Annotated in this window: 23 protein-coding genes and 1 tRNA gene; 10 read left to right on the top strand and 14 right to left on the bottom strand. The window is 72.4% G+C overall.

Going from position 1 to position 25,162, the window contains the following annotated elements; all coding sequences use genetic code 11:
- Positions 1-20 precede the first annotated feature (20 nt).
- From FHS22_RS00190 to FHS22_RS00205, 4 genes are all read left to right on the top strand, one after another.
- Complete coding sequence (locus FHS22_RS00190; RefSeq protein ID WP_184937172.1) at positions 21-788, top strand: MBL fold metallo-hydrolase; 768 nt, start codon at positions 21-23, stop codon at positions 786-788.
- 52 nt (positions 789-840) lie between these two features.
- Positions 841-1,353 (top strand): SigE family RNA polymerase sigma factor, encoded by a 513-nt coding sequence (locus tag FHS22_RS00195; RefSeq protein WP_184937175.1) that lies wholly within the window; start codon positions 841-843, stop codon positions 1,351-1,353.
- Complete coding sequence (locus FHS22_RS00200; protein WP_184937178.1) at positions 1,350-2,570, top strand: hypothetical protein; 1,221 nt, start codon at positions 1,350-1,352, stop codon at positions 2,568-2,570. Before FHS22_RS00195 ends, FHS22_RS00200 begins: the two co-directional genes overlap by 4 nt.
- Before the next feature lie 63 nt (positions 2,571-2,633).
- On the top strand, positions 2,634-3,596 hold the full coding sequence (locus tag FHS22_RS00205) for a GNAT family N-acetyltransferase (protein ID WP_184937181.1): 963 nt from the start codon (positions 2,634-2,636) through the stop codon (positions 3,594-3,596).
- Positions 3,597-3,662: 66 nt separating this feature from the next.
- Here FHS22_RS00205 and FHS22_RS00210 read toward each other — a convergent pair whose 3' ends face one another.
- Together FHS22_RS00210 and FHS22_RS00215 are read right to left on the bottom strand one after the other, a co-directional pair.
- Positions 3,663-5,057, bottom strand: a complete 1,395-nt coding sequence (locus tag FHS22_RS00210) for a sensor histidine kinase (protein ID WP_260407551.1) — start codon at positions 5,055-5,057, stop codon at positions 3,663-3,665.
- Positions 5,058-5,067: 10 nt separating this feature from the next.
- Positions 5,068-5,736: a response regulator transcription factor gene (locus tag FHS22_RS00215; protein WP_184937189.1), complete on the bottom strand. Its 669-nt coding sequence runs from the start codon at positions 5,734-5,736 to the stop codon at positions 5,068-5,070.
- A 141-nt stretch (positions 5,737-5,877) separates the two neighbouring features.
- On the opposite strand from FHS22_RS00215, the gene FHS22_RS00220 reads away from it, so the two are divergent.
- Positions 5,878-6,345, top strand: a complete 468-nt coding sequence (locus FHS22_RS00220; RefSeq protein WP_184937192.1) for a hypothetical protein — start codon at positions 5,878-5,880, stop codon at positions 6,343-6,345.
- A 255-nt stretch (positions 6,346-6,600) separates the two neighbouring features.
- On the opposite strand, the gene FHS22_RS00225 is transcribed toward FHS22_RS00220, so the two are convergent.
- Positions 6,601-7,716 (bottom strand): Rv3169 family protein, encoded by a 1,116-nt coding sequence (locus tag FHS22_RS00225; RefSeq protein WP_184937195.1) that lies wholly within the window; start codon positions 7,714-7,716, stop codon positions 6,601-6,603.
- A 214-nt stretch (positions 7,717-7,930) separates the two neighbouring features.
- Positions 7,931-8,473 carry a hypothetical protein gene (locus FHS22_RS00230; RefSeq protein ID WP_184937198.1) on the bottom strand — a complete coding sequence of 181 codons (543 nt, stop codon included), beginning with the start codon at positions 8,471-8,473 and terminating at the stop codon, positions 7,931-7,933.
- A gap of 221 nt (positions 8,474-8,694) precedes the next feature.
- Here FHS22_RS00230 and FHS22_RS00235 point away from each other — a divergent pair, with 221 nt between their 5' ends.
- Positions 8,695-9,231, top strand: coding sequence for a peptidylprolyl isomerase (locus FHS22_RS00235; protein ID WP_184937201.1), 537 nt, complete (start codon positions 8,695-8,697; stop codon positions 9,229-9,231).
- Between the two features lie 113 nt (positions 9,232-9,344).
- On the top strand, positions 9,345-10,223 hold the full coding sequence (locus FHS22_RS00240) for a rhomboid family intramembrane serine protease (protein ID WP_184937204.1): 879 nt from the start codon (positions 9,345-9,347) through the stop codon (positions 10,221-10,223).
- Positions 10,224-10,271: 48 nt separating this feature from the next.
- Here the strand turns inward: FHS22_RS00240 and FHS22_RS00245 are convergent, their stop codons facing one another.
- Complete coding sequence (locus tag FHS22_RS00245) at positions 10,272-10,517, bottom strand: cell division protein CrgA (RefSeq protein WP_184937207.1); 246 nt, start codon at positions 10,515-10,517, stop codon at positions 10,272-10,274.
- A 265-nt stretch (positions 10,518-10,782) separates the two neighbouring features.
- Between FHS22_RS00245 and FHS22_RS00250 the strand changes: the two genes are divergently transcribed.
- Positions 10,783-11,355, top strand: a complete 573-nt coding sequence (locus FHS22_RS00250) for an anthranilate synthase component II (protein ID WP_338047534.1) — start codon at positions 10,783-10,785, stop codon at positions 11,353-11,355.
- Between the two features lie 180 nt (positions 11,356-11,535).
- On the opposite strand, the gene pknB is transcribed toward FHS22_RS00250, so the two are convergent.
- The 7 genes from pknB to FHS22_RS00285 form a co-directional block, all read right to left on the bottom strand.
- A complete protein-coding gene (pknB, locus tag FHS22_RS00255; RefSeq protein ID WP_184937210.1) occupies positions 11,536-13,398 on the bottom strand; it encodes a Stk1 family PASTA domain-containing Ser/Thr kinase in 1,863 nt (620 codons plus the stop codon).
- 82 nt (positions 13,399-13,480) lie between these two features.
- Positions 13,481-14,941, bottom strand: coding sequence for a serine/threonine-protein kinase (locus FHS22_RS00260; RefSeq protein WP_184937214.1), 1,461 nt, complete (start codon positions 14,939-14,941; stop codon positions 13,481-13,483).
- Positions 14,938-16,395, bottom strand: a complete 1,458-nt coding sequence (locus FHS22_RS00265) for a peptidoglycan D,D-transpeptidase FtsI family protein (RefSeq protein WP_184937217.1) — start codon at positions 16,393-16,395, stop codon at positions 14,938-14,940. The genes FHS22_RS00260 and FHS22_RS00265 overlap by 4 nt, the downstream gene beginning before the upstream one ends.
- Complete coding sequence (locus FHS22_RS00270) at positions 16,392-17,777, bottom strand: FtsW/RodA/SpoVE family cell cycle protein (protein WP_184937220.1); 1,386 nt, start codon at positions 17,775-17,777, stop codon at positions 16,392-16,394. The genes FHS22_RS00265 and FHS22_RS00270 overlap by 4 nt, the downstream gene beginning before the upstream one ends.
- A complete protein-coding gene (locus tag FHS22_RS00275) occupies positions 17,774-19,099 on the bottom strand; it encodes a Stp1/IreP family PP2C-type Ser/Thr phosphatase (protein ID WP_184937223.1) in 1,326 nt (441 codons plus the stop codon). The genes FHS22_RS00270 and FHS22_RS00275 overlap by 4 nt, the downstream gene beginning before the upstream one ends.
- Positions 19,096-19,569, bottom strand: a complete 474-nt coding sequence (locus tag FHS22_RS00280) for an FHA domain-containing protein FhaB/FipA (protein ID WP_184937225.1) — start codon at positions 19,567-19,569, stop codon at positions 19,096-19,098. The genes FHS22_RS00275 and FHS22_RS00280 overlap by 4 nt, the downstream gene beginning before the upstream one ends.
- A 17-nt stretch (positions 19,570-19,586) precedes the next feature.
- On the bottom strand, positions 19,587-20,327 hold the full coding sequence (locus FHS22_RS00285) for an FhaA domain-containing protein (protein ID WP_184937228.1): 741 nt from the start codon (positions 20,325-20,327) through the stop codon (positions 19,587-19,589).
- Between the two features lie 165 nt (positions 20,328-20,492).
- Here FHS22_RS00285 and FHS22_RS00290 point away from each other — a divergent pair.
- Positions 20,493-20,575: transfer RNA gene (locus FHS22_RS00290), tRNA-Leu, on the top strand.
- A gap of 455 nt (positions 20,576-21,030) precedes the next feature.
- On the opposite strand, the gene FHS22_RS00295 is transcribed toward FHS22_RS00290, so the two are convergent.
- Positions 21,031-22,062, bottom strand: coding sequence for a hemolysin family protein (locus FHS22_RS00295; protein WP_184937231.1), 1,032 nt, complete (start codon positions 22,060-22,062; stop codon positions 21,031-21,033).
- Positions 22,059-23,495 carry a hemolysin family protein gene (locus FHS22_RS00300; RefSeq protein WP_184937235.1) on the bottom strand — a complete coding sequence of 479 codons (1,437 nt, stop codon included), beginning with the start codon at positions 23,493-23,495 and terminating at the stop codon, positions 22,059-22,061. The genes FHS22_RS00295 and FHS22_RS00300 overlap by 4 nt, the downstream gene beginning before the upstream one ends.
- A 311-nt stretch (positions 23,496-23,806) precedes the next feature.
- On the opposite strand from FHS22_RS00300, the gene FHS22_RS39095 reads away from it, so the two are divergent.
- The gene (locus FHS22_RS39095) at positions 23,807-25,156 is read left to right on the top strand and encodes an LCP family protein (RefSeq protein WP_338047535.1); all 1,350 of its coding nucleotides are present in this window, start codon (positions 23,807-23,809) and stop codon (positions 25,154-25,156) included.
- Positions 25,157-25,162 lie beyond the last annotated feature (6 nt).

Raw genomic sequence — 25,162 nt, forward strand, 5'->3', positions numbered from 1 at the left:
GATCTGGCACGCTCTGACGCATGACTGAACGGTGGCGGGAAGTCGGTGACCGGGTCTACGTCCGGCGGCACGAGTCGTTCGACCTGAACGCCGGGCTGGTCGTCGGCAACGAGGGCTGCCTGGTCGTCGACACCCGCATGTCCCACCGCCAGGGCCGGGAGCTGGCCGAGGCGGTCCGCACGGTCACCGCCCTGCCCTGGACCGTGGTCAACACGCACGCCCACTTCGACCACTTCTTCGGCAACGCGGTCTTCCTGCCCGCCGACATCTGGGGCCACGTCAGGTGCGCCGAGGCGGCCGCGGCCACCGGCGAGGCGCAGCGCCGCAAGTGGCTGCACGAGGGCCCGCAGGAGCTGGCCGAGGTGGAGATCACGCCGCCGGGCCGTACGTTCACCGACACCGTCACCCTCGGCCTCGGCGGCCGCGAGGTCCGGCTCCGGTACCTCGGCCGCGGGCACACCGACAACGACATCGTGGCCGAGGTCCCCGACGCGGGGGTGGTCTTCGCGGGGGACCTGGTCGAGGAGGGCGCGCCGCCGCAGTTCGGGGACGCCTTCCCGCTGGAGTGGCCGGGCACCCTCGCCCGCCTGCTCGGCCTGCCCGGCGAGACGGTCGTGCCCGGCCACGGCGCCGTCGTGGACCGCGACTTCGTACGGCGCCAGCACGCCGACCACGTCACCGCCGCCGAGATTCTCACCACCGGCGGCGATCCCGCCCGGATCCCGTTCCCGGAGGAGACGGTGGCGGAGATCGTCGCACGCCTCGGAAGTCTCCGTACGGAGGCATAGCGGGTCCCGCCCCGGAGCGTCTTAGGGGCGTACCCGCACAGTGGAGGTGATCGTGGACGCCGCAGAGGAGCGACGGTTCCGCGACTTCGTGTCGGCGCGCTCGCCGGCCTTGATGCGCCTGGCGTACCTGCTGACCGGGGGAGACCAGCACGCGGCCGAGGACCTGCTCCAGGCAGCGCTGGCCGGGACCGCCGCCCGGTGGCGGACGGTCGAGGAGCCGGAGGCCTACGTCCGGCGGGCGATCTACCGCCAGCAGGTCTCCTGGTGGCGGCGGCGCAGGGAGCCGACGTTCGCCGAGCCGCCGGAGCGGGCCGGGGACGACGGCACCTCCGGCGTCGAGCTGCGGATCGTGATGCGCCGGGCGCTGGCCCGGCTGACGGCCCGGCAGCGGGCCGTCCTCGTCCTGCGCTACTACGAGGACCTGCCGGAGGCGGAGGTGGCGGCCATCCTCGGCTGCTCGGTCGGGACGGTCCGCAGCACGGCCCACCGCTCCCTGGCGAAGCTCCGCGCGCACGCGCCCGAGCTGCGGGAGCCGTACACGATCTTCGGGGAGGCGAGGGCATGACCATCGACGAGCTCGTCAGGCAGACCCTCCGCGACTGGTCGGGGGAGGCCCGGGTCCCCGGAGGGCTCGCGGACCGGGCGCTGGGCAGGCGCAGGCGGGCCGGGTTCAGGGCGTTCGCGGTGGCCGCGGGGGCGATCGTGAGCGCGGCGGCTGTGGCGGTGGCCCTCATCGCGTACAAGCAGAACCCGCAGATCGTGCAGGTGGACGGCGATCGGTCCGCCACCGTCCTGACCGGCCCGGGCCCGGCCCGGGACGTGCGGGCCGACCCGGAGTCCAGCCCGCCGGAGCACCTGGTCGCCGCCTACGATCTGGCCGTCTACGCCTACTCCACCTGGCGGCACGAGATGCTCTCCGACGATGTGCGGGTCCTGCGGCGGACCTGGTTCCTCTACGACGAGAGGTCGGGCGGGTACGAGAGGACCCGGTGGGCGGCGCTGGACGTCGCGCCGGGCGGGAGGACCGCCGCGGTCCTGGAGAAGCTGCCCGCCCGCCGGGTCGGGGTGCTCGGCGTCGGCGGCGGGGACGTCCGGTGGATCGACCTGGACCAGCCGGCCGGCGGGGTGTCCTGGTCGCCCGACGGCAGGCGGCTGCTGCTCACCAACTACGACGGCGACCCGACGGTGGTGGGGATCATCGACTCCGGCGGCAGCGAGCGGACGCCGCCGAACAGCCGGACCGGGTTCACCGTGGTGGACGTGGACAGCGGCCGGGCCGCGTTCCGCGAGGTGGCGTGGGCGGGCATGCCCAGGGAGCGAGGTATGGACTTCCGGTGGAGCACGGACGGGACGCTGGTCTGGGAACGCGGTCACAGCGCGGCGGAGCCGAAGAAGTTCTACGACCTGGTAGGGAAGGCGCAGCCGGTGCCCGAGCGGGAGAGACACGGCAGCAGCCAGGAGGCGGGCCTGTCGCCGAGCGGGCGGTGGCTGGCCGACGACTACGCGAGCCTGGCCATCACGGACACGCAGGGCAGCCGGTCGACCCCCCTGCAGAGAGGCGTGGCCGGGCACCTGGTCGAGCGGCTCGTCGCCTGGGCGGACGACGACCACCTGATCGCCTGGGCCTGCGAGCTGAACGGGGCGGCCGGCTGCGCGGGCAGCGAGTTCCGCAGCCGGCTGGTCGTGATCGGCCGGGACGGGACGTCGCTCGTCCCGCTCACCGGGTTCCAGGAGCACAGCCAGAGACCCGGCGCCTGGGAACCTCTCCTGAGCCGCCGTTGACGGGCCCGTGCGGTGGGAAAACCGGTCGCGTTCCGGAAGGGACGGTCCATATGCTCCGGAACCATGACGGTTGAATGGGCTCCGCTGTCCATGGACGACACGGCCGAGCTGGCCGGGCTGATGGCCGCGATCGAGGCCGAGGACAGGACCGGTGAGAACCACGACGCGGACGATCTCGCCGACGAGCTCGCCAATCCGATGGTCGACCTGGCGGAGGGCACGCTGATCGGCCGGGAGGACGGCAGGCCGGTCGCCTTCGTCGTGCTCCTGTCCCGCCCCGCGGCCGAGCCGGTCCATCAGATGATCATGTGGGGCGGGGTGCACCCGGCCCGCCGCCGCCGGGGCCTGGGCCGGCACCTGCTCGACTGGGCCGCCGGGACCGCCCCGGTGCTCCACGAGCGCCGGTTCCCCGGGCAGCCGCTCGAGCTGCACCTGTACACCGACGACCGCAACGAGGGCGCCAGGACGCTGGCCACCGGGGCGGGCATGGCCCCGGCCCGGTGGTTCTACGACATGGACCGCGACCTGGCCCGCGAGCTTCCTGAGGCGCCGCTCCCCGACGGGCTGAAGATCGTCCCCTACCGGGAGGACCTGGAGGACGCCGTCCGCGAGGTGCGCAACGCCGCTTTCGCCGACCACTGGGGCAGCGTGCCGCAGACCCCGGAGTCCTGGCGGGCCTCCCTCGTCGGCACGCGGACCTTCCGCCCGGAGAGCTCCTTCGTCGCGGTGGACGACTCCGGCGGCTGCGCGGGCGTGCTGCTCACCCAGTACTACGAGGCCGACACCCAGGCCACGGGGGTCCGCGAGGCGTGGATCCAGATCATCGGCACCCTGCGCGAGTGGCGGGGCCGGGGCGTGGCGAGCGCGCTGATCGCGCACGCTCTCGCCGAGTTCCGCGCCCAGGGGTACGGCAGCGCCGGGCTGGGGGTGGACGCCGACAACCCGACCGGCGCGCTCGGCATCTACACCCGCGCCGGGTTCGAGATCGAGCACCGTCACACCACCTACTCCCTCCCGCTCGGCTGACCCGGCGGACGAGGGCTTCCTCCTACCGGGACCGCGGCGGGAGCCCGTCCGGCGAACCGCTCCCGCTCATTGCACGGGGAACCGGGCCCGAAGGCAGGCGCCCGGCGGCGGCCCCGGGACGACCGCCAGGGTGCCGCCGTGCCGCAGCGCGATGTCCCTGGCGATCGCCAGCCCCAGCCCGGAGCCGCCGGCGTCCCGGTCCCTGGCCTCGTCCAGCCGGGTGAACCGGTCGAAGACCGCCTCGTGGTGCTCGGCGGGGATGCCCGGCCCGTCGTCGCACACCTCCAGTACGGCCTCGCCCCCCTCCGCGGCCAGGCGGACGGTGACGGCGGAGCCCGCATGCCGTACGGCGTTGTCCACCAGGTTGGCCACCAGGCGGCGGAGCTGCCCGGCCGAGCCGCGGACGACCACGTCGGCGGCGACCTCCAGGCCGACCCGGACCTCGGGCCGGGGCCGGGCGCGGGTGGCCTCCTCGGCGGCGACCTGGCCCAGGTCCACCTCCTCGTGCCGGTCCGGCTCGCCGGCGTCCAGGCGGGCCAGGAGCAGCAGGTCGGAGGTGAGCGACTGGATCCGCTCCACGTCCGTCAGCGCCTCGGCGGCCGACGGCCCGGGCGGGGCCAGCTCCAGCCGGGTGCGGAGGACCGCCAGCGGGCTGCGCAGCTCGTGGGCGGCGTCGGCGACGAAGCGCTTGTGCCGGCTGACGGCCGACTCCAGGCGGTCGAGCGTGCGGTTCATGGTCTCGGCCAGGCGGGCGATCTCGTCGCGGGACCCGGGCACCGGGACCCGGCGGTGCAGGTCGCTGGCGGTGATGTCGGCCATCTCGGCGCGGATCGCGGAGACCGGGGCGAGCGCCCGGCCGACCGCGAGCCAGGTGAGGGCGGCGACCAGCAGGAGGAAGGCGGGGATGCCGGGGACGAGCACGCTCTTCAGCGTCTCCAGCGCGGCCCGCGCCGGTTCCAGGGAGGCCCTGGCCTGGACGAGCAGCGGGCCCTCGGCGGTGGCGACCGGCGCCGTCGCGGTGACGTAGGCCCCCTCGGGGGCCCACGTCCCGGCCGGTACGGCGGTGACGGAAGGGCCCTCCCCGCCGGGCGCGGCGGCGGCCCGCCCCGCGGGGGAGGCGGTCTCCGCGCCGGGGCGGGTGGTCTCCGCGCCGGGCGCGGCGGTGAGGCCGGGATCCGGCGTGCCGGACCACAGCATGACCGTCGTCCGCCCGTCCGCGAGCGTCTCCTCGCTCCCCCTGAGGATCTGGACGTCGGGGTCCACGACCCCGACGGCCCGCTCGGCGGAGACCGTCAGCGAGGAGAGCATGCCGGCCGTGACGTCGGCGCGCCGCCCGGCCTCGGTGACGGCGCTCCTGGCCAGGTTCCCGCCGAGCACCCCGGCCAGCACGGCCGCGGCGGCCCCCAGCGCGACCGCGACGATCGCGGTCGCCGCGAGGGTCGCCCTGACCTGAACCGACATCCGTGACATCTCAGGCCTCCAGTCGGTATCCGGCACCGCGCACGGTCACCAGCGAGGACCGGCCGAAGGGGGCGTCGATCTTCCTGCGGAGCGCGCTGACGTAGACCTCGACGATGTTCGGGTCGCCGTCGTAGGAGAAGTCCCAGGCCTGGGCGAGCAGCTCGCTCTTGGAGACCACCTCGCCCTGCCTGCGGGCCAGGCCGTGCAGGACCGCGAACTCCTTCGGGGTGAGGGAGATCTCCGTGGCGCCCCGGCGGCAGCGCAGCCCCGCCGGGTCGACGACGAGGTCGCCGACCGTGAGGGAGACCGGCCGGGCCGTGCCGCCCCGGCGGACCAGCGCGCGCAACCGGGCCAGCAGCACCACGTAGGAGAACGGCTTGGACAGGAAGTCGTCGGCCCCGGTGTCCAGGGCCTCGGCCTCGTCGTGCACCCCGTCCTTGGCGGTGAGCATCAGGATGGGGGTCCAGTCCTCCGCGTCGCGGAGCCTGGCGCAGACGGTGCAGCCGTTCATCCGGGGCAGCATGACGTCGAGAATGATCACGTCGTAGGTGTTCTCGGTCGCCATCCAGAGCCCGTCGCGCCCGTCGTGGGCGACGTCCACCGCGAACCCCTCGCCGGTCAGCCCGCTCTTCAGCAGGTCGGCCAGGCGCTTCTCGTCTTCGACCAGCAGCACGCGCATGCCCTCAGCCTGGCGCACGGGACCTAAAGCCGACCTGAAGACGGTTTCGGGAGCCTTCAGGCCCGCTTCAGGTGCCGGGCGGGAGTGTGTGACCGGCGGTCCCGGCCGCCGACGAACCCGATCGAACAAGGAGGACCGAGCATGCGGATCCGCATCCTCGCCGCCGCCGTGGTGACGGCGGGAGCCCTGATGGCGACCCTGAGCGGCGCGGCCAGCGCCGACACCCCCACTCCTCCGCCTCCCGCGGAGAAGGGCCTCACGGTCGTCTGCGAGAAGGGCGTGGACGGGCCCCGCTTCACGTCGCCCGCGCTCACCGAGGAGGAGATGAAGGAACTGGAGGCCGGGGGCGGACCGGCGGAGACGGTGCGCGTCGAAGCGGTGCCCGCCGTCCCCGCCCGGCCGGGCGACGCGTCGGGGACGTCCGAGCCCGGCCATCTGGTGGTCACCGGGCCGGACGGCACGGTGACGCGGCTGGAGGGCAGCCCGGAGGGAGTGAAGGTGACCCTGAAGGCTTCGGACGGTCCCGGGGAGGCCGGGAAGCCGGAGCTCGTGGTGGAGGCCGTCCCGGCCCCCGAGGGCGCGATCGCCGCCTGCGGCGGGAAGGACTGACGCACCCCCGCCCGACGCACCCCCGCCCGACGCACCCCCGCCCGACGTTCCTGCGCCCGACGTTCCTGCGCCCGGACGCGTTCCCGCCCTGAGGCGGAGCACCGCGGGCGGTCCGGGCGGCGCCCGGCGCAGCCGTACCTGACGGGGACCGGTACGGCTCCCGCCGCCGGTCCCGGCGTGCGGCCGGGTCCGGGGAGGAGACCGGCCGGTCCGGGCCGCGGGCCCGCGCGTGCGGCGCGGGCCCGCGGGGCGGGCTCAGCCCTCCGGGAAGGACGGGTGCGGGCCCAGCGCCCAGTACTCGTACAGGCCGTGGCCGACCTGCGGGCCCCGCGCGGCCCCCGACGGGTCGTCGTACTCGAAGCGGCCGACCGCGTCGACCATGCCCCACATGCGGGCGGCGTCCCCGGGCAGGGCGTACGTGACCCCCTGCACCACCGGGCCGGGCCCCTGGTACATACCGTGCTTCCAGTCCGGTTCCAGGCCATACCCGGTGCCCACCATCAGGTGCACCGGGAGGACCGGAGTGCAGTGCACGTCGAAGGGTTTCCCGCCCGGCGGGGAGAAGGAGATCACCGCCTCCCGCACGTCCCGGGTGCCCGCCGCGTAGACCGGGCGGTACTCGGGGCGTCCGAGATACTCCTGCTCGCCCTCCCTGCCGGAGCCGAAGCCCCACACCCGGACCGCCTCCTCCAGCACCCGGCGGCCCTTCTCGTCCTCCTGGACGATGCAGAGGATGGCGTGGTCGTCGAACTGCATGGGCGCGTAGAGCCAGTAGAAGGTCCCGGCGTTCTTCGCCTGGATGCCCGGCGGTTCCGGCTCGCCCACCGGGCGGACGCCCCAGGAGCGGTCGCGGGTGCCCTGCCAGCGGTCGGGGGTGACCTCGATCCGCTCGTCGCCGACCATGATGTGCCCGGTCCAGCGCCCCGTCTGGGCCATCCGCGAGGAGTCGAACACGACGCGCTCCTGCCAGCGCACGAAGTGGCGCGGTTCCAGGGTCGCCGGGATCGTGCCCTCCCAGGTCAGGTCGTAGGAGAGGCCGTGCTCGGTGGGATCGAGCACGACCCGGAGCCGGCGCAGGCCCTCCAGCACCTCGACCCGGAACGGGCCGACCTCGGTGTTCATCCGGTCGTCGCCCAGCTCCCGGGAGGCCCGGACCACCCGGTGCAGGTCCCGGTGGCGCACGCAGGCGAAGGCGTCGGTGACGCCGAGGTTCGGGTACTGGCCGACCCCGATGATCAGCATCAGCTCGTCGGACCCGGTGTGGCAGTTGAAGTAGTACCGGTCGTAGAAGTTGCGGTCCGAGGTCGTGACGTGCCGCATCACCTCGGGTGACTGGTGGACGGGGTAGTCGTCGAGCGGGGACAGCGTCATACGTGCTCCTCCGTGCCTGGGGAACACGATCTAACAAGCGCTTGGTGGAGCCGTCAACACCGCGTCCCGGCGGGAAGGCCCCGGAGGCCGGGCGGGGTACGGGAGAGGCCCCGGGCGCGCGGAGGGGGCGCCGCTCCGGGGGGAGGCGCCGGTTCGCGGAAAGAGTACGGCCCGCACCTCGCGGTGCGGGCCGTACCGGTGGAACTCTGCCGGGTCAGGGCAGCTTGGTGGCGGAGGCCGAGGACGATTCGGTGCTGATCTTGTTACCGAACTCGTCCGACGAGGGGTCCGCCTTGTGGCCGAACTCCTCGGCCCGGTTCCGCACCCCTCCGGCCGCGCTGGAGACCTTGTCCGCCGCGGTCCGGGCCTTGTCGCTCACCCAGTGGGACGCGTCGGCCGCGCTGCCCTTCATCGAGTCGGCCCACTGCTCGGTGTTCCTGCGGTACATCGCGAAGCCGGCGGCGCCGACGGCGACACCGGTGATCAGCAGGAGCATCGGCCAGCGGGTCCTGGTCCGCGGCGCGGGGTCGATCTTCGTCGCGGCCTGGGACAACATCGCGGTGATGCGCGGCGCGAGTTGGTCCTCGAAAGAGTGGGCGGCGGCGTCTAGTCTTGGTGCAGCCCACCCGCGGGCATCGATGATCTTCTCGGCGGCCGCGTGGCGGGCCGTCTCGCGGGCGTGGGCGGCCATCGGGCCGACCCGCTCGGCGGCTCGCATGAGCTGGTTCTTCGCCAGGCGCATACGTGCTTCCGGCATCACCATGGTGGTGCGGCGACTTCCAAATAGTGCAAGAGGCACAGCAACTCCTCCCCTGTCGTTGGGGCCCCGCAGGCACCCCTTCCCGCTCGAAAGCGGCTCAATCATGACCAGCCGTGGGAGGATGCTGGTTGGGCCGGTGACGGCCGTAGTTATCAAAACACCACAAATGCAGCGCCTTTACAGGCTTTGCCAGACGATCCGAAGGGGGCAGTCCGATCGTGGCTGAGAAGCTGATCGCGACCCTGAACACCAACCGCGGCACCGTGAAGGTCCAGCTCTTCCCGGACCACGCGCCCAAGACCGTGCGCAACTTCGTCGAGCTGGCCGAGGGCACCCGGGAGTGGACGCACCCCGAGACCGGCGAGAAGACCAACGCCAAGCTCTACGACGGCACCATCTTCCACCGGGTCATCGACGGTTTCATGATCCAGGGCGGCGACCCGCTGGGCCAGGGCGTCGGCGGCCCGGGCTACAAGTTCGACGACGAGATCCACCCGGACCTCTACTTCAACCGCCCCTACCTGCTCGCCATGGCCAACGCCGGCATCCAGATGGGCCGGGGCACCAACGGCTCGCAGTTCTTCATCACCGTGGTGCCCACGCCGCACCTGAACGGCAAGCACACCATCTTCGGCGAGGTCGTGGAGGGCCAGGACGTCGTCGACGCCATCGCCAAGACCCCCACGGCCCGCGGCGACCGTCCGGTCGACGACGTCGTGCTGGAGTCGGTCACCGTCGACCGCGTCCAGGGCTGACCCATCCGTGCGGCGGCCGCCGGCGACCACCATCGGCGGCGGCCGCACGGACCCCGGACTCTGCGTAGGGTGGGCGGGGAAGAACGCACGGTCGAAAGGGCCACCCAGACGCCATGACCACCCAGCCTCCCGGCGAGTCCGGCACGCAGGCCGTACCCACCTGCTACCGCCATCCGGACCGCGAGACCTATGTGCGCTGCCAGCGCTGCGAGCGGCCCATCTGCCCCGACTGCATGCGCGACGCCTCGGTCGGCTTCCAGTGCCCCGAGTGCGTGGCGCAGGGCGGCCGGACGGTGCGGCAGACGAAGGCGGTCTTCGGCGGCCGGGCGGTGACCGTCCCCCGGGTCACCTGGGCGCTGCTGGCCGTCAACGTCCTGGCCTACCTCGCCGAGACGGTCGCCACCGACCGGGTGCTGAACGACTTCGCGATGAGCGCGGGAGACGTCGCCTACAGGGGCGAGTGGTGGCGCCTGGTCACCGGGGCGTTCCTGCACATGCCGCTGGGCTCCGGAGGCTTCGCGCTCACCCACATCCTGTTCAACATGTGGGCGCTCTACGCTCTCGGCCCCGAGCTGGAACGGCGGCTCGGCTCCGTCCGGTTCCTGGCGCTCTACCTGCTCTCCGCGATCGGCGGCTCGGTCGCGATCTACCTGTTCGGCCTCGTCGCGGTGGGCGCCTCGGGCGCGATCTACGGCATGTTCGGCGCGCTGTTCGTGGTCTCCCGGCGGCTCGGCTACGACGCCCGGGGCGTGATCTGGCTGATCGGCATCAACGTCGTGATCACTTTCGCGGTGCCCGGGATCAGCTGGCAGGGCCATCTCGGCGGCCTCGTCACCGGCGCCCTGGTCAGCGCGATCCTCGCCTACGCCCCGGCCAGGAGCCGGAACGCGGTGCAGTGGGGCGGGTGCGCCGCGGTCCTGCTGGCGCTGGTCGCCGTGGTCCTGCTGCTGCCGCCGTTCGCCTTCGACGCGTGGATGACGTCCGGAGGCTGATCCACACCCTGATGCGTCCCCAGGGTGTGGATATGTCTGTGGAAACTTCTAACGCCAGCGGGTGGAGAGCACCACACCGAAGATGATGAAAGCAAACCCGATCAGCAGGTTCCAGTCCCGGAGGTCGCCCAGGAAGGGAGCGGTGGGCGCCACGTAGTAGACGGCGATCCACAGGATGCCGATGATCCACGAGGCCACCATGACCGGGGCCAGCCAGCGCGGGCTCACCTTGACCTGCTGGGACGTCTGCGGCGGGGTGTAGACCGCCTTCTTGCGAGCCTTGGACTTGGGCACTGGGGTTCTCCTGCGTCAACCCTGCGCGATCCGGATTGTGCGCAGGTTCTGTCAGCTAGCGTAATCGCTGGTGGGCGACGACCGGAGTAAGGATAGTCGGCGCATGCGGGACATGGCGATCCCGCGGGCGGCCCGTTCTCCGGCGGGCGGCATCCCGGTCCACCGGGTGTCGCGTCCCCGGTGTCCCGGCGGCGGCCGTACGCTGGTGTGTCGTGCTCTCCTGGTACGAACAGTGCGTTCTCCCCGGCCGCGCGGTCGCAGGCCGGTGACCCGCGTCCTCGTCGTGGACAACCACGACAGCTTCGTCCACACCATCGTCCAGTACCTCCGCGAGCTCGGCGCCGACTGCGACGTGCGGCCCCGCGACCACGTCGCGGTCGGGGACGCGGCCGGCTTCGACGGGGTCCTGATCAGCCCCGGGCCCGGCACCCCCGAGGAGGCGGGGGTGAGCGTCCCGCTCGTCGGCTACTGCGAGGAGCGCGGCCTGCCGCTGCTCGGCGTCTGCCTCGGTCACCAGGCGATCGCGGTGGCGCACGGCGCGACCGTGGCGCGGGCGCCCGAGCTGATGCACGGCCGGACGAGCGAGATCTCCCACGACGGGAGCGGCGTCTTCGCCGGGCTGCCGTCCCCGGTCGTCATGACGCGCTACCACTCGCTGGCCGTACGGCCCGAGACGGTCCCGGAGATCCTGGAGGTCACCGCGGCCACCGCCGACGGGGTGATCATGGGTCTGCGGCACCGCACGGCCCCGGTGGAGGGCGTGCAGTTCCACCCCGAGTCGGTGATCTCCGAGCACGGGCACCGGCTGCTCGGAAACTGGCTCGACGGAATCGTGTAACGCCGGGAGCGCCCCGAGCGACTAACCAGTGAGCCCTTCCGCCATTGCCCCCGAGTGGCGGAGGGGCTCTCCACATGCGCCGTGGCATCCGTACGGCGCGGCCGTACGGATCAGGGGCCGCTGCACGGGGCAGGGCCCCCGCCGTGCGGCGGGGGCCCTGCCCGGTCCGTGCTGCGTGGATCAGCCGTTGTCGGCCGGAGGCTCGTCGACGAACGGGTCCTCCGTCGGCTCCGTCGGGTCCTCGGTCGGGAACGGGTCCTCGGTCGGGGTCGTCGGGTCCTCGGTCGGGAACGGGTTCTCCGTCGGGGTCGGCGGCTCTCCGGTGGAGACGGTCAGCGTGATCGTGGTGTTCGGCTGGAGCTTGGATCCGGCCTCGGGCGTCTGGTTCAGCACGGTCCCCTCGGCCTGGTCGCTCGCCTGCTCGACGACCTTGACCCGGAAGCCCAGCTCCTCGAGCATCGTCTTCGCCTCGTCGACGTTGTAGCCGAGGACGGCGGGGAGCTCCTGCGCCTCCGCGGGGACGACGATCCGGACCGAGCTGCCCTTGTTGACCTTCTTGCCCGCCGGGGGGTTGCTCTCGAAGACGATGCCCTGCTTGCGGGCGGACGGCTTGGTCTGCAGGGTGGCCTTGAGGCCCAGATCCTCCAGCAACTGCGTCGCCTCGTCCACGGACTTGCCGACCAGGTCCGGCACCTCGACCTTCTCCACGCCCTTGGAGACGACGAGGGTGACCTCGCTGCCCTTCGGGACGTCGGTGCCGGACGCGGGATCGGTCTCGATGACCGCGCCCTTCGGCTGGTCGTCGTGGAACTCCTCGGTCTTCTTGACCTTCAGCCCCAGGCCCTCCAGGGTCTTGGTCGCCGCGGCCTCCGTCTGGGAGGCCAGCGACGGGATCGTCACCTTCCCCCCCTCGGCGGAGTCGCCGGGAGAGCTCAGGAACATGTAGCCGGCGCCGATGAACGCTCCGATGATCAGGAGCGGGATCAGGATCCAGGCGGCGGTCTTGACCGCGGTGTTGCCCTGGCTCTGCTGGCGGCGGCGGCCGCGCTCGCCGCGCCCGCCCTCCTCGGGGCCGTACTCGTACGGCGGGACGGCGGTGGTGCGCTGCGTGGCCGGGCCGCCGGCCGGCGGCTGCTGCTGCATGGTCCGGGTGGCCCCACTGTAGCCGCCGGCGGTCATCGCCATCGTCTGGGCGTCCGTCGGCATGCCCGACATGGCCCGCTGGATGTCGGCCCGCATCTCCCCGGCGTTCTGGTAGCGGTGCGCCGGGTCCTTCGCCATCGACTTGAGCACGATGGCGTCGGCCCACTTGGGGATCTCCGGGTCGATCTGCGACGGCGGGATCGGGTCCTCGCGCACGTGCTGGTAGGCGATGGCCACGGGGGAGTCGCCGGTGAACGGCGGCTGCCCGGTCAGCAGCTCGTACAGCACGCAGCCGGTGGAGTAGATGTCGCTGCGGGCGTCGACCCGCTCGCCCCTGGCCTGCTCCGGCGAGAGGTACTGGGCGGTGCCGATGACCTGGGCGGTCTGGGTCATGGTCGCGGCCGAGTCGGCCATCGCGCGGGCGATGCCGAAGTCCATGACCTTGACGTCGCCGTTGCGGGTGATCATGATGTTCGCCGGCTTGATGTCCCGGTGCACGATGCCGCCGCGGTGGCTGTAGTCCAGCGCCCGGAGGATCCCGTCGACCAGCTCGGCCGCGCGCTCGGGCAGCAGCCGCCGGTCGGCCCTGAGCAGGTCGCGCAGGGTGCTGCCGTCGACGTACTCCATCACGATGTAGGGGACGGGCGCCCCCTCCGAGACGTCCTCGCCCGTGTCGTAGACCGCGACGATGGACGGGTGGTTCAGTGACGCGGCGGACTGCGCCTCCCGGCGGAAACGGGCCTGGAAGGTGTGGTCCCTGGCCAGATCCGCGCGGAGGGTCTTGATCGCGACGACCCGGTCCAGCCGGATGTCCCGGGCGCGATAGACCTCGGCCATGCCGCCACGGCCGACGACGCCGTCAAGCTCGTAGCGATCGCCGAGGCGTCGGGGCTGAGTCATTTCCTGCACTGTCCCTTACCGTTCATCTTGGGTGCCGGTGGGCTCTCGGGCCACCGGTGTCCATCATCGACCCCGTGACGCATCACGTCTCCCCGTTCGGCGGGGTTGTGTCCCCGGGTCCGGGAGTGTCGCTCGGTGTCAGGCTCGGTGTCACCGTCGGGGTGGTGGGTGGCGGGGTCGGAGTGGTCGGGGTGGGGCTCGGGGTCGGAGACTTCTTCGTCGGCCGGGGAGTGGACGTGACCGACGTACTTACCGTAGCCGACGGCGACGGCGACGGCCGGGGCGACTTGGCAGGAGAGACCGCGGGACGGGTCGTCGCCGGCTTGCTCCTGCCGGGCTTCGCCGTGGGCGACCCGGTCACCGGGGTCGGAGGCGTGAACGGCTCCGCCGACCCCCCGTCGTCCTGCCGGCCGGCCAGGTCCTGGACCACCAGCGTGCCCAGCCCCACGGCGGCGGCGCATCCGGCCGTCACCGCGACGATCGCGCTCGCCCGCCGCAGCCCGCTCCGTCCCGGGGCCGCCCGGGGGGCGCCCGCCGTACGGGAACCGGGCGCGACGGCGGTCCGCACGTCGTCGGGACCGCCGGGCACGGGCCCGCGGTGGTCCGCGGCCGTGCCGGCCGCGACGGCCCCCTCCGGCCACCCCGCGCCCGGCGTCTCCGGCCGCACGGGGCCCGGCTCCGCCCGCCATCCGGCGGGGTCGGTGAGCATGCCCAGCTCCACCGCGCCCGCCGTGGCGAGCGCCTCGCGCAGCACGTAGGCCCGGTCGGCCAGCTCCTTGGCGCCGGCCGGCCTGCGGGCCGGGTCCTTGGCGAGGCAGGCCGCCACCAGGTCGCGTACGGCGGCGGGAACGCTCGCCGGCAGCGGGGGCGGCGGATCGTTGAGGTGCATCAGCGCGATCGCCACCTGGTTGTCGGCGGTGAACGGCGGGCGGCCGGCCAGGCACTCGTAGGCCACGACGCCCAGCGAGTAGAGGTCGGTGGCGGGCGTCAGCACGGTCCCGGAGGCCTGCTCCGGGCTGACGTACTGGGCGGTGCCGAGCACGGTCCCGGTCTGGGTCACCGGCGCGGCCTCCAGCGCCCTGGCGATCCCGAAGTCGGTGATCTTCACCGTGCCGCCCTCGGTGACCAGCAGGTTCCCGGGCTTGATGTCCCGGTGGATGATGCCCGAGCGGTGCGCGGCGTGCAGGGCCCTGGCGGTCTGGGAGACCACGTCGAGCGTGACCTCCGCGCCCAGCGTGCCGTTGCGGGCCAGGATGTTCGCCAGCGACTCCCCGGGGACCAGCTCCATCACGAGATAGGCGACGCCCCCGTCCTCGCCGTAGTCGTAGACCTGGGCGATGCCGGGGTCGGCCAGCCCGGCCGCGATCCTCGCCTCGGTGCGGAAGCGCTCGCGGAAGTGCGGGTCGGCCGCCACGTGCGTGCGGAGCAGCTTCACGGCCACCTCGCGGGCGAGCAGGTCGTCCCTGGCCCGCCAGACCTCGCCCATGCCGCCGGCGGCGATCCGCCCCAGCGGGCGGTATCGGCCACCGAGCAACGACGTCATCTACCCAGCACCGCTTCCATCACGCTCTTGGCGATGGGCGCCGCGGTCTGGCCGCCGGAGGCGTCGCTCCCGGCGCTGCCGGACTCGACGATGAGCGCGACCGCGATCTCCGGGTTCTCGGCCGGGGCGAAGGAGATGAACCAGGCGTGCGGGTCGCGGCCCTCGGCGGTCTCCGCGGTGCCGGTCTTGCCGCCGACCGTCACGCCCGGGATCTGCGCCGCGCTGGCCGTGCCGAGGTTGACGACGTTGACCATCATCTCCCTGAGCTTGGCCGCGTTCTCCGGGCTCATCGCGGTGGAGAGCTCGTCCTGGTCGGCGGTCTCGATCTCGGTGCCCTCGGCGTCGGCGACCTTCTTCACCAGGTACGGCTTCATGACCACGCCGTCGTTGGCGATCCCGGCGGCGACCATGGCCATCTGCAGCGGCGTCATCTGGTTGTTGCGCTGCCCGATCGAGGCCTGGGCGAGCGCGGCCTGGTCCTCCTCCGGGCCGATGCTGCTGGCGGCGACCGGTATGGGGATCTCCAGCGGGTCTCCCCCGATGCCGAAATCGGTCGCCTGCTCCTTCATCGCCTCGTAGCCGAGGTCCATGCCGATCTTGCCGAACGGCGTGTTGCAGGACTTCTCCAGGGCGAACGAGAGCGTCACCCGTCCGGCGCCGCACGCCGCGCCGCCGTAGTTGGGCAGGTCCGCGGTGGTGTTGGGCAGGTCGAGCCGCTGCGGCGCGTCCACCTGGGACTGCGGGCCGAGGGAGTCGTCGCTCTTCAGGTAGGCGGCCATGGTGACGACCTTGAAGGTCGAGCCCGGCGGGTAGGTGCGCTCGATCGCCCGGTTGACCAGCGGCTTGTCCTCGTCCTTGTCCAGCTTGTTGTAGGCCTCGTTGACCTTCGCCTTGTCGGCGGGGGCAAGCAGGTTGGGGTCGTAGCTGGGCACGGAGACCATCGCCAGGATGGCCCCGGTCTTCGGCTCGATCGCGACCAGCGCGCCCTTCTTGCCGCTCGCGCTGAGCGCCTTGTAGGCCGCCTCCTGCGCCTTGGGGTTGATCGTCAGCTCGACGTTGGCGCCCTTGGTCGTCTTGCCGGTGAACAGGTCGATGCCGCGCCGGATGACCAGGTCGGCGCTGGAGCCGTCGAGCAGGTCGTTCTTGGCCCGCTCGATGTCGCGGGTGCTCTCCGGCGCGAAGAACCCGGTGACCGGCGCGTAGACCTCGCCCCCGGGGTAGCGGCGCTTGAACGGGGTGTCCGTGTCGCCGCTCGGGACCGACTCGGCGAGCACCGTCTTGCCCGCGGTGATCAGGCCGCGCTCGACCTCGTAGCGGGCGTAGAAGTTGCGCCGGTCGCGGGCGTCCTGCTTCAGGTCCTCGGCCCGTACGGCCTGCAGGTAGTTGATGTTGAGCATGAGCAGGCCGAACATGATCATGCAGGCCAGGGCGGCGCGCTTGAGGGTGCCGTTCATCGCTGGAACACCTGCGTCATTCCTTCGTCCTGGATGGCCTGGGGCGGCGGCTTCCTGGCCGCATCCGACATCCGTACCAGCAGCGCGATAAGGATCCAGTTGGCCAGCAGCGCCGAGCCGCCCTGCGACATGAACGGTGTGACCAGACCGGTGAGCGGGATCAGGTTGGTGACGCCGCCGACGATGATGAAGACCTGCCAGGCGAGGATGAACGACAGGCCGCCCGCCAGCAGCTTGGAGAACGGGTCGCGGGCCGCGAGCGCGGTGCGCAGGCCCCGCTCGACCAGCAGCCCGTAGATCATCAGCAGCGCCATCAGACCGGTCAGGCCCAGCTCCTCGCCGATGGCGGCGAAGATGAAGTCGGAGAAGGCCAGCGGGATCAGCCCGGGGTGGCCCTGGCCGAGCCCGGTGCCGAGGATGCCGCCCTGGCTCATGCCGAACAGGCCCTCCATGAGCTGCGCGCTGCCGCCCAGCTCGCGGTAGAACAGCTCGTTGGACTCGGGGTTGAGGAAGACCTCGAAACGGGCCGCGACGTGGTCGAAGGCCAGGCCGGCCAGGACCGCGCCGCCGACGAAGAGCAGGATGCCGATCAGCACCCAGGAGGTGCGCTGGGTGGCGATGTAGAGCATCGCGATGAACGTGCCGAAGATCAGCAGCGAGGAGCCGAGGTCCTTCTGCAGGATCAGCACGCCGAGGCTGAAGCCCCAGGTGATGAGGATCGGGCCGAGGTCGCGGGCGCGGGGCAGGTCGATGAAGAGCAGCCGCCGGCCGGCCAGCGCCAGCACGTCGCGCTTGGCGACCAGGTAGCCGGCGAAGAAGACGATCAGGGCGAGCTTGGCGAGCTCGGCCGGCTGGAGGGTGAACCCGCCGATCTTGATCCAGATCCGGGCGCCGTTGATGTCCTCACCGATGATCGGCAGCAGCGGCGAGACCAGCAGCAGGAGTCCGGCGGCCCCGGCGGTGTAGGTCAGGCGCTGCAGTGCGCGGTGGTCGCGCAGCACGATCAGCGTCACCGCGAAGACGACCACTCCGACGGCGGTCCAGAGCAGCTGGGTGGTGGCGGAGGCGCCGCCCCTGCCGCCCGCACCCACCTCCAGGCGGTAGATCATCACCAGACCGAGGCCGTTGATCAGCGTCACCAGGGGCAGGATCAGCGGGTCCGCCCAGGGCGCGAACCGGGCCAGCACCAGGTAGGCGGCGAGCATGAAACCGCCCAGGCCGAGGCCGTAGGTGAGCATGCCCGAGGGGATCTTCTGATCGATGCCCATGCCCACGGCGGCGTAGGCGGCCATCACGATCAGGACCGCGAAGGCGAGCATCGCCAGCTGCGCCACCCGCCGCTTGGCCGGCAGGGGGACGGGTTCGACGCTGGGGGCACTCATGTGTTCGTCGGCCTCGGGGTCGCGGTGCCGCCGGACCTCGGGGTCGCGGCGGGGGTCGGCGAGGGGGTCGCGGCGGGCTTGCCGCCGTCCGCGCCCTCCTCGGACGAGGCCTTGAGCTCCTCGACCTTCTTGACGCCGGCGGCCTGGTCGGCGACGGGGATGCCGTTGCGGACCTGCTTCTGCTCGGCGGGGCCCAGCGCGGCGACGGACACGGTGGAGTGGTGGACCGGATCGAAGAGCTCGAAGGGGCCCAGCGTGGTGTTCACCCCCTGGTAGACCACGATCTCCTCCCCCCGCAGTCCCACGAAGTACTGGTCGTCGAGCCACTGGTTCCCGAAATACCAGCCTAGGCCGCCCCCGACGAGGGCGACGCCGCCCACGGCGGCCAGCAGCGGCCAGAGCCGGCGCCGCCTGGCCGGCCGGGCGGCGGCTCTGGCGCGCGGCTCCTGGGCGTCCAGGTCGTCGTCGGTGACGACGGGCTGGGGCATGGTCGCCGGGTTCGCGTGGCCGCCCGGGGCCTCCGGTGCCTGCGCGGCGCGGCCGAGCGTGGAGCCCGCGGCCCCCACCACGGCCACCTCGGTGGCGGGCGGGAAGCCCTCGTCCAGTTCCAGGACGTCGGCGAGCACGCAGGTGATGTTGTCCGGGCCGCCGCCGCGGTTGGCCAGGTCGACGAGCGTGCGGACGACCGTCTCGGGGTCGTCGATCGTGGAGAGCGTGTGGTGCAGCGTCTCCGCGCTCACGACGCCGGACAGGCCGTCGGAGCAGAGCAGGTAGCGGTCGCCGAGCTGGGCCTCGCGCAGCGACAGGTCGGGATCGACCTCGCCGCTTCCGTCCAGCGCGCGCAGCAGGATCGACCGCTGGGGGTGGGTGGCGGCCTCCTCCTGGGTGATCCGGCCGTCGTCCACCAGCGACTGCACGAGGGTGTGGTCGTGCGTGATCTGGTAGAGCTCCCCGGACCGCAGCAGGTAGGCGCGGGAGTCGCCGACGTGGACCAGGGCGACCCTCGTGCCGGACCACAACATGGCGGTCAGCGTGGTGCCCATGCCCTTGAGGCTGGGATCCCGCCCCACCATCTCGTGGAGCCTGCGGTTGGCGTCGCGGACCGCGGCCTCGATGGCGCTGAGCAGGTCACCCCCGAACGCGTCCTCGTCGAGGGACGACATGGCGGCGATGGCGACCGAGCTGGCCACCTCGCCGTGTGCGTGCCCGCCCATGCCGTCGGCGACGGCGAGCAGGCGGCCGCTGGCGTACGCCGAGTCCTCGTTACCTTCGCGGAGGAGGCCGACGTCGGAGCGGGCGGCGTAACGGAGTGCGATGGTCATTTGCGCAATTCGATGACGGTCTTACCGATGCGGATCGGAACACCGAGCGGCACCGGGGTCGGACGGGTGACTTTGGAGCGGTCGAGGTACGTGCCGTTGGTCGAACCGAGATCTTCCACGATCCACTGACCGTCCTGGGGGAAGAGCCGGGCGTGCCGGCTGGAGGCGTAGTCGTCGCTGACCACCAGCGTGGCGTCGTTCGCCCGGCCGATGGTGATGGGCGTTTCCGAGAGGGTAATGGTGGTGCCCTGCAGGGGGCCACCGGTGACCACCATCTGCCGGGGCTCCCCCTTCCCCTTCTTGGGTTTGGCCGGGGCCTTGACGGGCTTGGGCGCCTTGCGGGCGGGGGCGGCGGCGGCCGTACGGGATCCGAACAAGTCTGTCCGGATCACACCGACCGCGGCAATCACGAAGAACCACAGCACCGCGAGGAACGCGAGCCGGATCAGCAGCAGCGTGAGCTCGGACATGGACCGTCTGTTTACCTTTAATCGCGCCGGAAAACCAGAGTCGTCCGCCCCAGCGTCACACGAGTGCCGTTCTGGAGCTCGACCCGGCGCACCGGCTGGCCGTTGACGAAGGTGCCGTTCGTGGAGCCGAGGTCGACCAGCACGACCTGGGGGCCCTCCACGCGCAGCTCGGCGTGGTGGCGGGACACGCCCGGGTCCACCAGCCGGAGATCGCAGTCGGTGCCCCTGCCGAGCAGGGTCACCGGGGTGGTCAGATCGTAGGACCGCTGGCCCTGCGGGTCGTCCTGGGTGGAGACCAGCAGCCGTGGCCGGCCCCCGAAGGCCTGCGGGCGGCCCTGGGGCACGTCGGTGACGGGCTGGCGGATCTCGTCCTGCTCGACCGTCGCGCCGCGGATCACTCCGGAGCGGATGCGGAACAGGCCGACCGCCAGGTCGTCGGCGGTCTCGAAGCGCACCCGGACCGGTCCCACGAAGGAGTAGCCCTGCTCCTTGGCGTACTCTCTGGCGAGGTTGGCCAGCTCGTGGCTGATGCTGTCGGCGTAGACCTCCAGACGCTCGCTGTCGGTGGTGGACAGCTCGACCACGAAGTCGTTCGGGACGAGCGTCCGCCCCTGGGCGACGATCGCGGCGCGCTCGTCCATCTCCCGCTGGACCGCGCTGGCGACCTCGACCGGCTGAAGGTCGGACTTGAACGCCCGCGCAAAGGCCCCCTCAACCAAGCCTTCGAGCCTCCGCTCGAAGCGCTGAAGGACTCCCACCGGCTACCTCCCTTCCTCCCGTACATATGGTCGCGGCTGCTCGGGTGTTCGTTGGCCCGTTTCCGGCGCTTTCGCTCCCGGCCCTCCGCTCCGCATCTAGATGGATCGTATCCGGGTTCGTAGGTACCGGCTGATCCGTGCTAATGTTTCGACCGCACCCAACAAGGGCGGGTGGCGGAACGGCAGACGCGCACGGTTCAGGTCCGTGTGTCCGAAAGGACGTGAGGGTTCAAATCCCTCCTCGCCCACTCGAATCGGCCTCGGCTGGTCGCGGACGTAGTCCGCTTCCACCGGGGCTTCTTCGTTGTGCCGTCCAGGGGGGGCGACCCCCTGGAACCCCCGATGCGGGGGCCCTGCTCCCCACGCCCCCCGGCTGCGCCCACGGTTGCGCGGGTCCACAGGTCATGGTTCATGAGGGCCGTCCGGTGGGGTCGGGGTGGGCGGTCGTGATCAAAGTAGTCGGTGGTTCTCTCATGGAGAAGGCCCGGAGATGGTCCGGGCCTCCGTGTTTCGGGTCGTACGGCAGGTGCCTGCACCCTTTGTAATCCTGCCCACTTGCTTGTCACTTTCGGAGGACTTGCATTGGATGTCCACATGTGGTCGCGATTACGCTGACAGCGAAATCGGCGAGTGAGCAGGCAGGCGGCGGACCGGGAAGGCCGGGGAGAGGACTCCCCGGCCCTCCGGGCAGGCTGCCGTCCGGTCAGCGGGCGGTCATGATCTTGACGTCCAGGAGCTCGCCCAGCAGGTCGGTGAGGCTGACCATGCCGACCACCTCGTCGGCGTCGGTGACCAGTCCCACATGGGCGCGGGCGTCCTGGAGGGCGGCGACCGCCTCCGGGACGGTCGTGGACCTCGGCAGGCGGGGCACCGGGCGGGCGAGCTCGGCGGGGCTCGCCGCCGGCCGTACCAGGACGTCCCTGACGTGCAGCACGCCCAGGACGTCGCCGGGCCTGCCGGCGTTGACCAGCAGGCGCAGGTGGCCGCTCTCCGCCGCGGTCCGCCGCACGTCGTCGCCGGTCGCGCCGGAGCCCACGCAGGCCGCCTCCGCGATGGGCAGCATCAGGCGCTCGACCGGCTGCTGGTGGATCCGCAGGGCCCGGGTCAGCAGGTCGTGCTCGTCCCGGTCGAGCATGCCCATCCGGCCCGACTCGCCGACCAGCATGGCGAGCTGGACCGGGGTCCTGCTGGTGGCCAGCTCGTCCCGCGCGTGCACGCCGAACAGCCGCAGCAGCGCGTTGGTGAGGCCGTTGAGCGAGGCCAGCACCGGCCGGACCGTCCAGGTGAAGCCGCGGAACGGCAGGGCCAGGGCCATCGCCGCGGTCTCCGGGTGGGTCAGCGCCCACGACTTGGGCGCCATCTCGCCGACCACCATGTGCAGGAAGGTGACCAGGGCCAGCGCGATCACCAGCGAGATCGGGACCCGGAGCGACTGGGGCACTCCGGCGGCGCCGAAGACCGGCTCCAGGAGGTGCTCGATGGCGGGCTCGGTCACCATGCCCAGGCCGAGCGAGCACAGCGTGATGCCGAGCTGGGCCCCGGCCAGCATCAGGGAGAGCTCCCTGCCGCCGCGCACGGCGGCGCGGGCGGTGATCCGGGTGAGGCGGCCGCCCCTGCCCGCGAGTTCCTCCAGCCGGTGCCTGCGGGCCGAGATGACCGCGAACTCCGCGGCGACGAAGAAGGCGTTGCCCGCCAGCAGGACCACGCCGAGCAGCAGGGCGGAGACGGTGTTCACCGGCCGCTCACCCGGCCCCGCCCGAGTGCCGGGCTCCGGTGGTCGTGCTCGGCCGCGTCGGGTGCGGCCGCCCCGTCCCGGCGGACGGGCGCCGCGTCGTCGCCCTCCGGCGCCAGCCGTACCCACTCGGGGACCCTGCGGTGCACCGAGAGCACGGTCAGGACCGCGTCGGTCTCCTCAGGCTCGTCCTCCAGCGGGTCGCTCTCCGGGGTCAGCGTGACGGTGGCCACGTCGCCGGGCTCGGCCATCCGGCCGATGGCGGCGAGGACCAGGCCGGCGACGGTGTCGTAGTCGTCGCTCTCCGGGAGCGCGAGCCCGGTCGCCCGCTCGACCTCGTCGACGCGGAGCGTGCCCGGTACGTTCCAGGTGCCGTCGCCGTTGGCGACGACGCCCGCCGGTTCAGGGTCGTTCTCGTCCATCAGCTCGCCGACGAGCTCCTCGGCGAGGTCCTCGACGGTGACCACCCCGGCGAGCCCGCCGAACTCGTCGATGACGCAGGCCAGGTCGTCGCGGGCGGCGCGCATGCGTTCCAGCACGGCCGGCAGCGGCAGCGAGTCCGGGACCAGCAGGGCCGGACGGGTGATCTTCTTCAGCGGGCCGTCCGCCAGGCCGGAGCGGAGCAGCTCGCGCACGCCGGTGACGCCCACCACGTCCTCGCCGCCGCCGGTGCAGAGCACCGGGTAGCGGGAGTGGCCGTGCTCGCCGATGGCGTCGACCAGATCGGAGATCGGCCGGTCGTCGCGGAGCAGCACCACGCGGGGGCGCGGCACCATGACGTCCTCCGCGGTGCGGTCGCCGAACTCCAGCGCGCGCTCCAGCAGCTCCGACAGGCGCGGCGGGAGGTCGCCGGCCGCGCCCGACTCGGCGATGATCCTGGACAGCTCCTCGGGGCTCGCGCCGTGCTCGATCTCCTCGACCGGCTCCACGCCGACCCTGCGCAGCAGGCCGGTGGCGGCGGAGTCGAACAGCCGGATGACCGGCCCGGCGACCTTGAGGTAGACCAGGGTCGATCGGGAGAGGAACTTGGCCACCGGCTCCGGCCGGGCGATGCCGAGGTTCTTGGGCGCCAGCTCGCCGAGGACCATCTGGACGACCGTCGCGACCGCCACGGCCAGGGCGACCGCGATGCCTCCGACGGCGCCGGAGGGCACCCCCGCCGCCTCCAGCCAGGGCCGGATCACGGTGGCGATGGCGGGCTCGGCGATGAAGCCGACCAGCAGGGCCGTGACGGTGATGCCGAGCTGGGCGCCCGAGAGCATGAAGGACAGCCGCCCCGTCACCTCCAGGGCCCGTTTCGCGGCGGCGTCGCCGGCGTCGGCCTGTTCGCGCAGCACGCCGCGGTCGGCGGCCACGAAGGCGAACTCCTGCGCGACGAAGTAGCCGGTGGCGAGAGTGAGGAGCAGTACGGCCAGCAGGCCGAGAGCCGTGTTCACCGGGCGGCTCTCCCGGTCGGTTCAGCAGTGGGCCCCGTGCGCTCGCACGGGTAGGTACTCCACGGGTCCGGAGTGGACACGGTCTTCCTTTCGAGCGGTTGTCGTCCTCCAAAGCTAACGACCGCAGTGGCGCCCGATGTTTCCGGATCGGGTGATGACCGTGTTGTTGGTGACCTGCCACCCTTCCCGGTACTTTTACCCAGGAAAACCTTGAGGACGTGTCTGCGCGGGTGTGAGCCACGAAGTAGCGTCAATGGTGACGACTTCACCATTGGTTGGTGGGCGGTTTCCAGAAGTGGCGGAGATGCGACGTGGGTGACTGGCAGCAAGACGACGATCGCACGCGTGCGCTCCGGTCGCCCGAGCCCGCGCAGCCCCGGTCCGCGGGCCAGCCCGCCCATCCCGTGCCGGGACGGGGCACCCCGCCCGGCGGCGCGGGCGGCCCGGTGCCGCCGCCGGGTGACGGGCGGCTGCCCTCCGCGGCCTCCCCGGAGTCCGCCTCCTCCGGCAGGGCCGTACGGGACGACACCGTGCCCCGCGCGGTCTCGCCGGTGTACGGCAAGGCGCGGTCGGGCAGGAGCCCGGTCCGGCCGTTGAAGGGCTCCGGCGACGGCCCCTCCGGCGGGCCCTCGGGAGGGAGAGGCGGTCCCGGCATGCCGAACCCGGCCTGGGGCGCGAAGCGCCCGGGAGGACCCAGGAAGCCCAGGCGGCCGGGCAGGACGGCCGCGCGGATCCTCGCCGGCCTGATCGTCCTGCTCCTGGTGCTCGCCGTCGGGGGATACTTCACCATCGACGGGCGTCTGAAGCGGATCGACGCGCTCCGCGACTACGAGGGGCGACCCGCCGACACACCCGGCACGAACTGGCTGCTGGTCGGCTCCGACAGCCGGGCGGGGCTGAGCAAGGCCGAGCGGAAGAAACTCGCCACCGGCAGCTCCGTCGGCCGCCGCACCGACACGATGATGCTCCTGCACATCCCGGACAACGACGGCCGTCCCACCCTGGTCAGCCTGCCGCGCGACTCCTACGTGCCCATCGACGGCCACGGCAGCGACAAGCTCAACGCCGCCTACGCCTTCCAGGACGGCGGTCCCCACCTGCTCGCCAGGACGGTGGAGCAGGTCACCGGGCTCCGCATCGACAACTACATGGAGATCGGCTTCGGCGGCTTCGTCGGCATCGTGGACGCCATCGGCGGCGTCGAGATCGACGTCAAGCAGAACATCAAGGACCCCAAGGCCGGGATCGACCTGAAGAAGGGCGTGCAGACGCTGGACGGCGCCACCGCCCTCGGCTACGTCCGCACCCGCGCCACGGGGACCATCCCCGACTTCGACCGGACGCAGCGCCAGCGCCAGTTCTTCTCCGCGGTGGTGAAGAAGGCCGCCAGCCCGGGCGTCCTGCTCAACCCGTTCACGTCGGTCCCGCTCGCGTTCAGCGCCGCCGACTCGGTGTCCGTTGGTGAGGAGAGCGGCGCCTTCTCCCTGCTCTCCCTCGGCCTGGCCATGGGCGGCAACCCGGTCACCACGGTGGTCCCGATCGGCTCCCTGCCCACGATCAACGGCCAGTCCGTGGTGAAGTGGGACCGGGAGAAGGCCCTGCGCATGTTCGAGGCCCTGGCCCAGGACAAGCAGGTCCCCAAGGACCTCCTGGAGAAGTGACCTGAG

The organism is Thiemannella venezuelensis, assembly GCF_014203605.1.
Classification (GTDB): domain Bacteria; phylum Actinomycetota; class Actinomycetes; order Streptosporangiales; family Streptosporangiaceae; genus Planomonospora_A; species Planomonospora_A venezuelensis.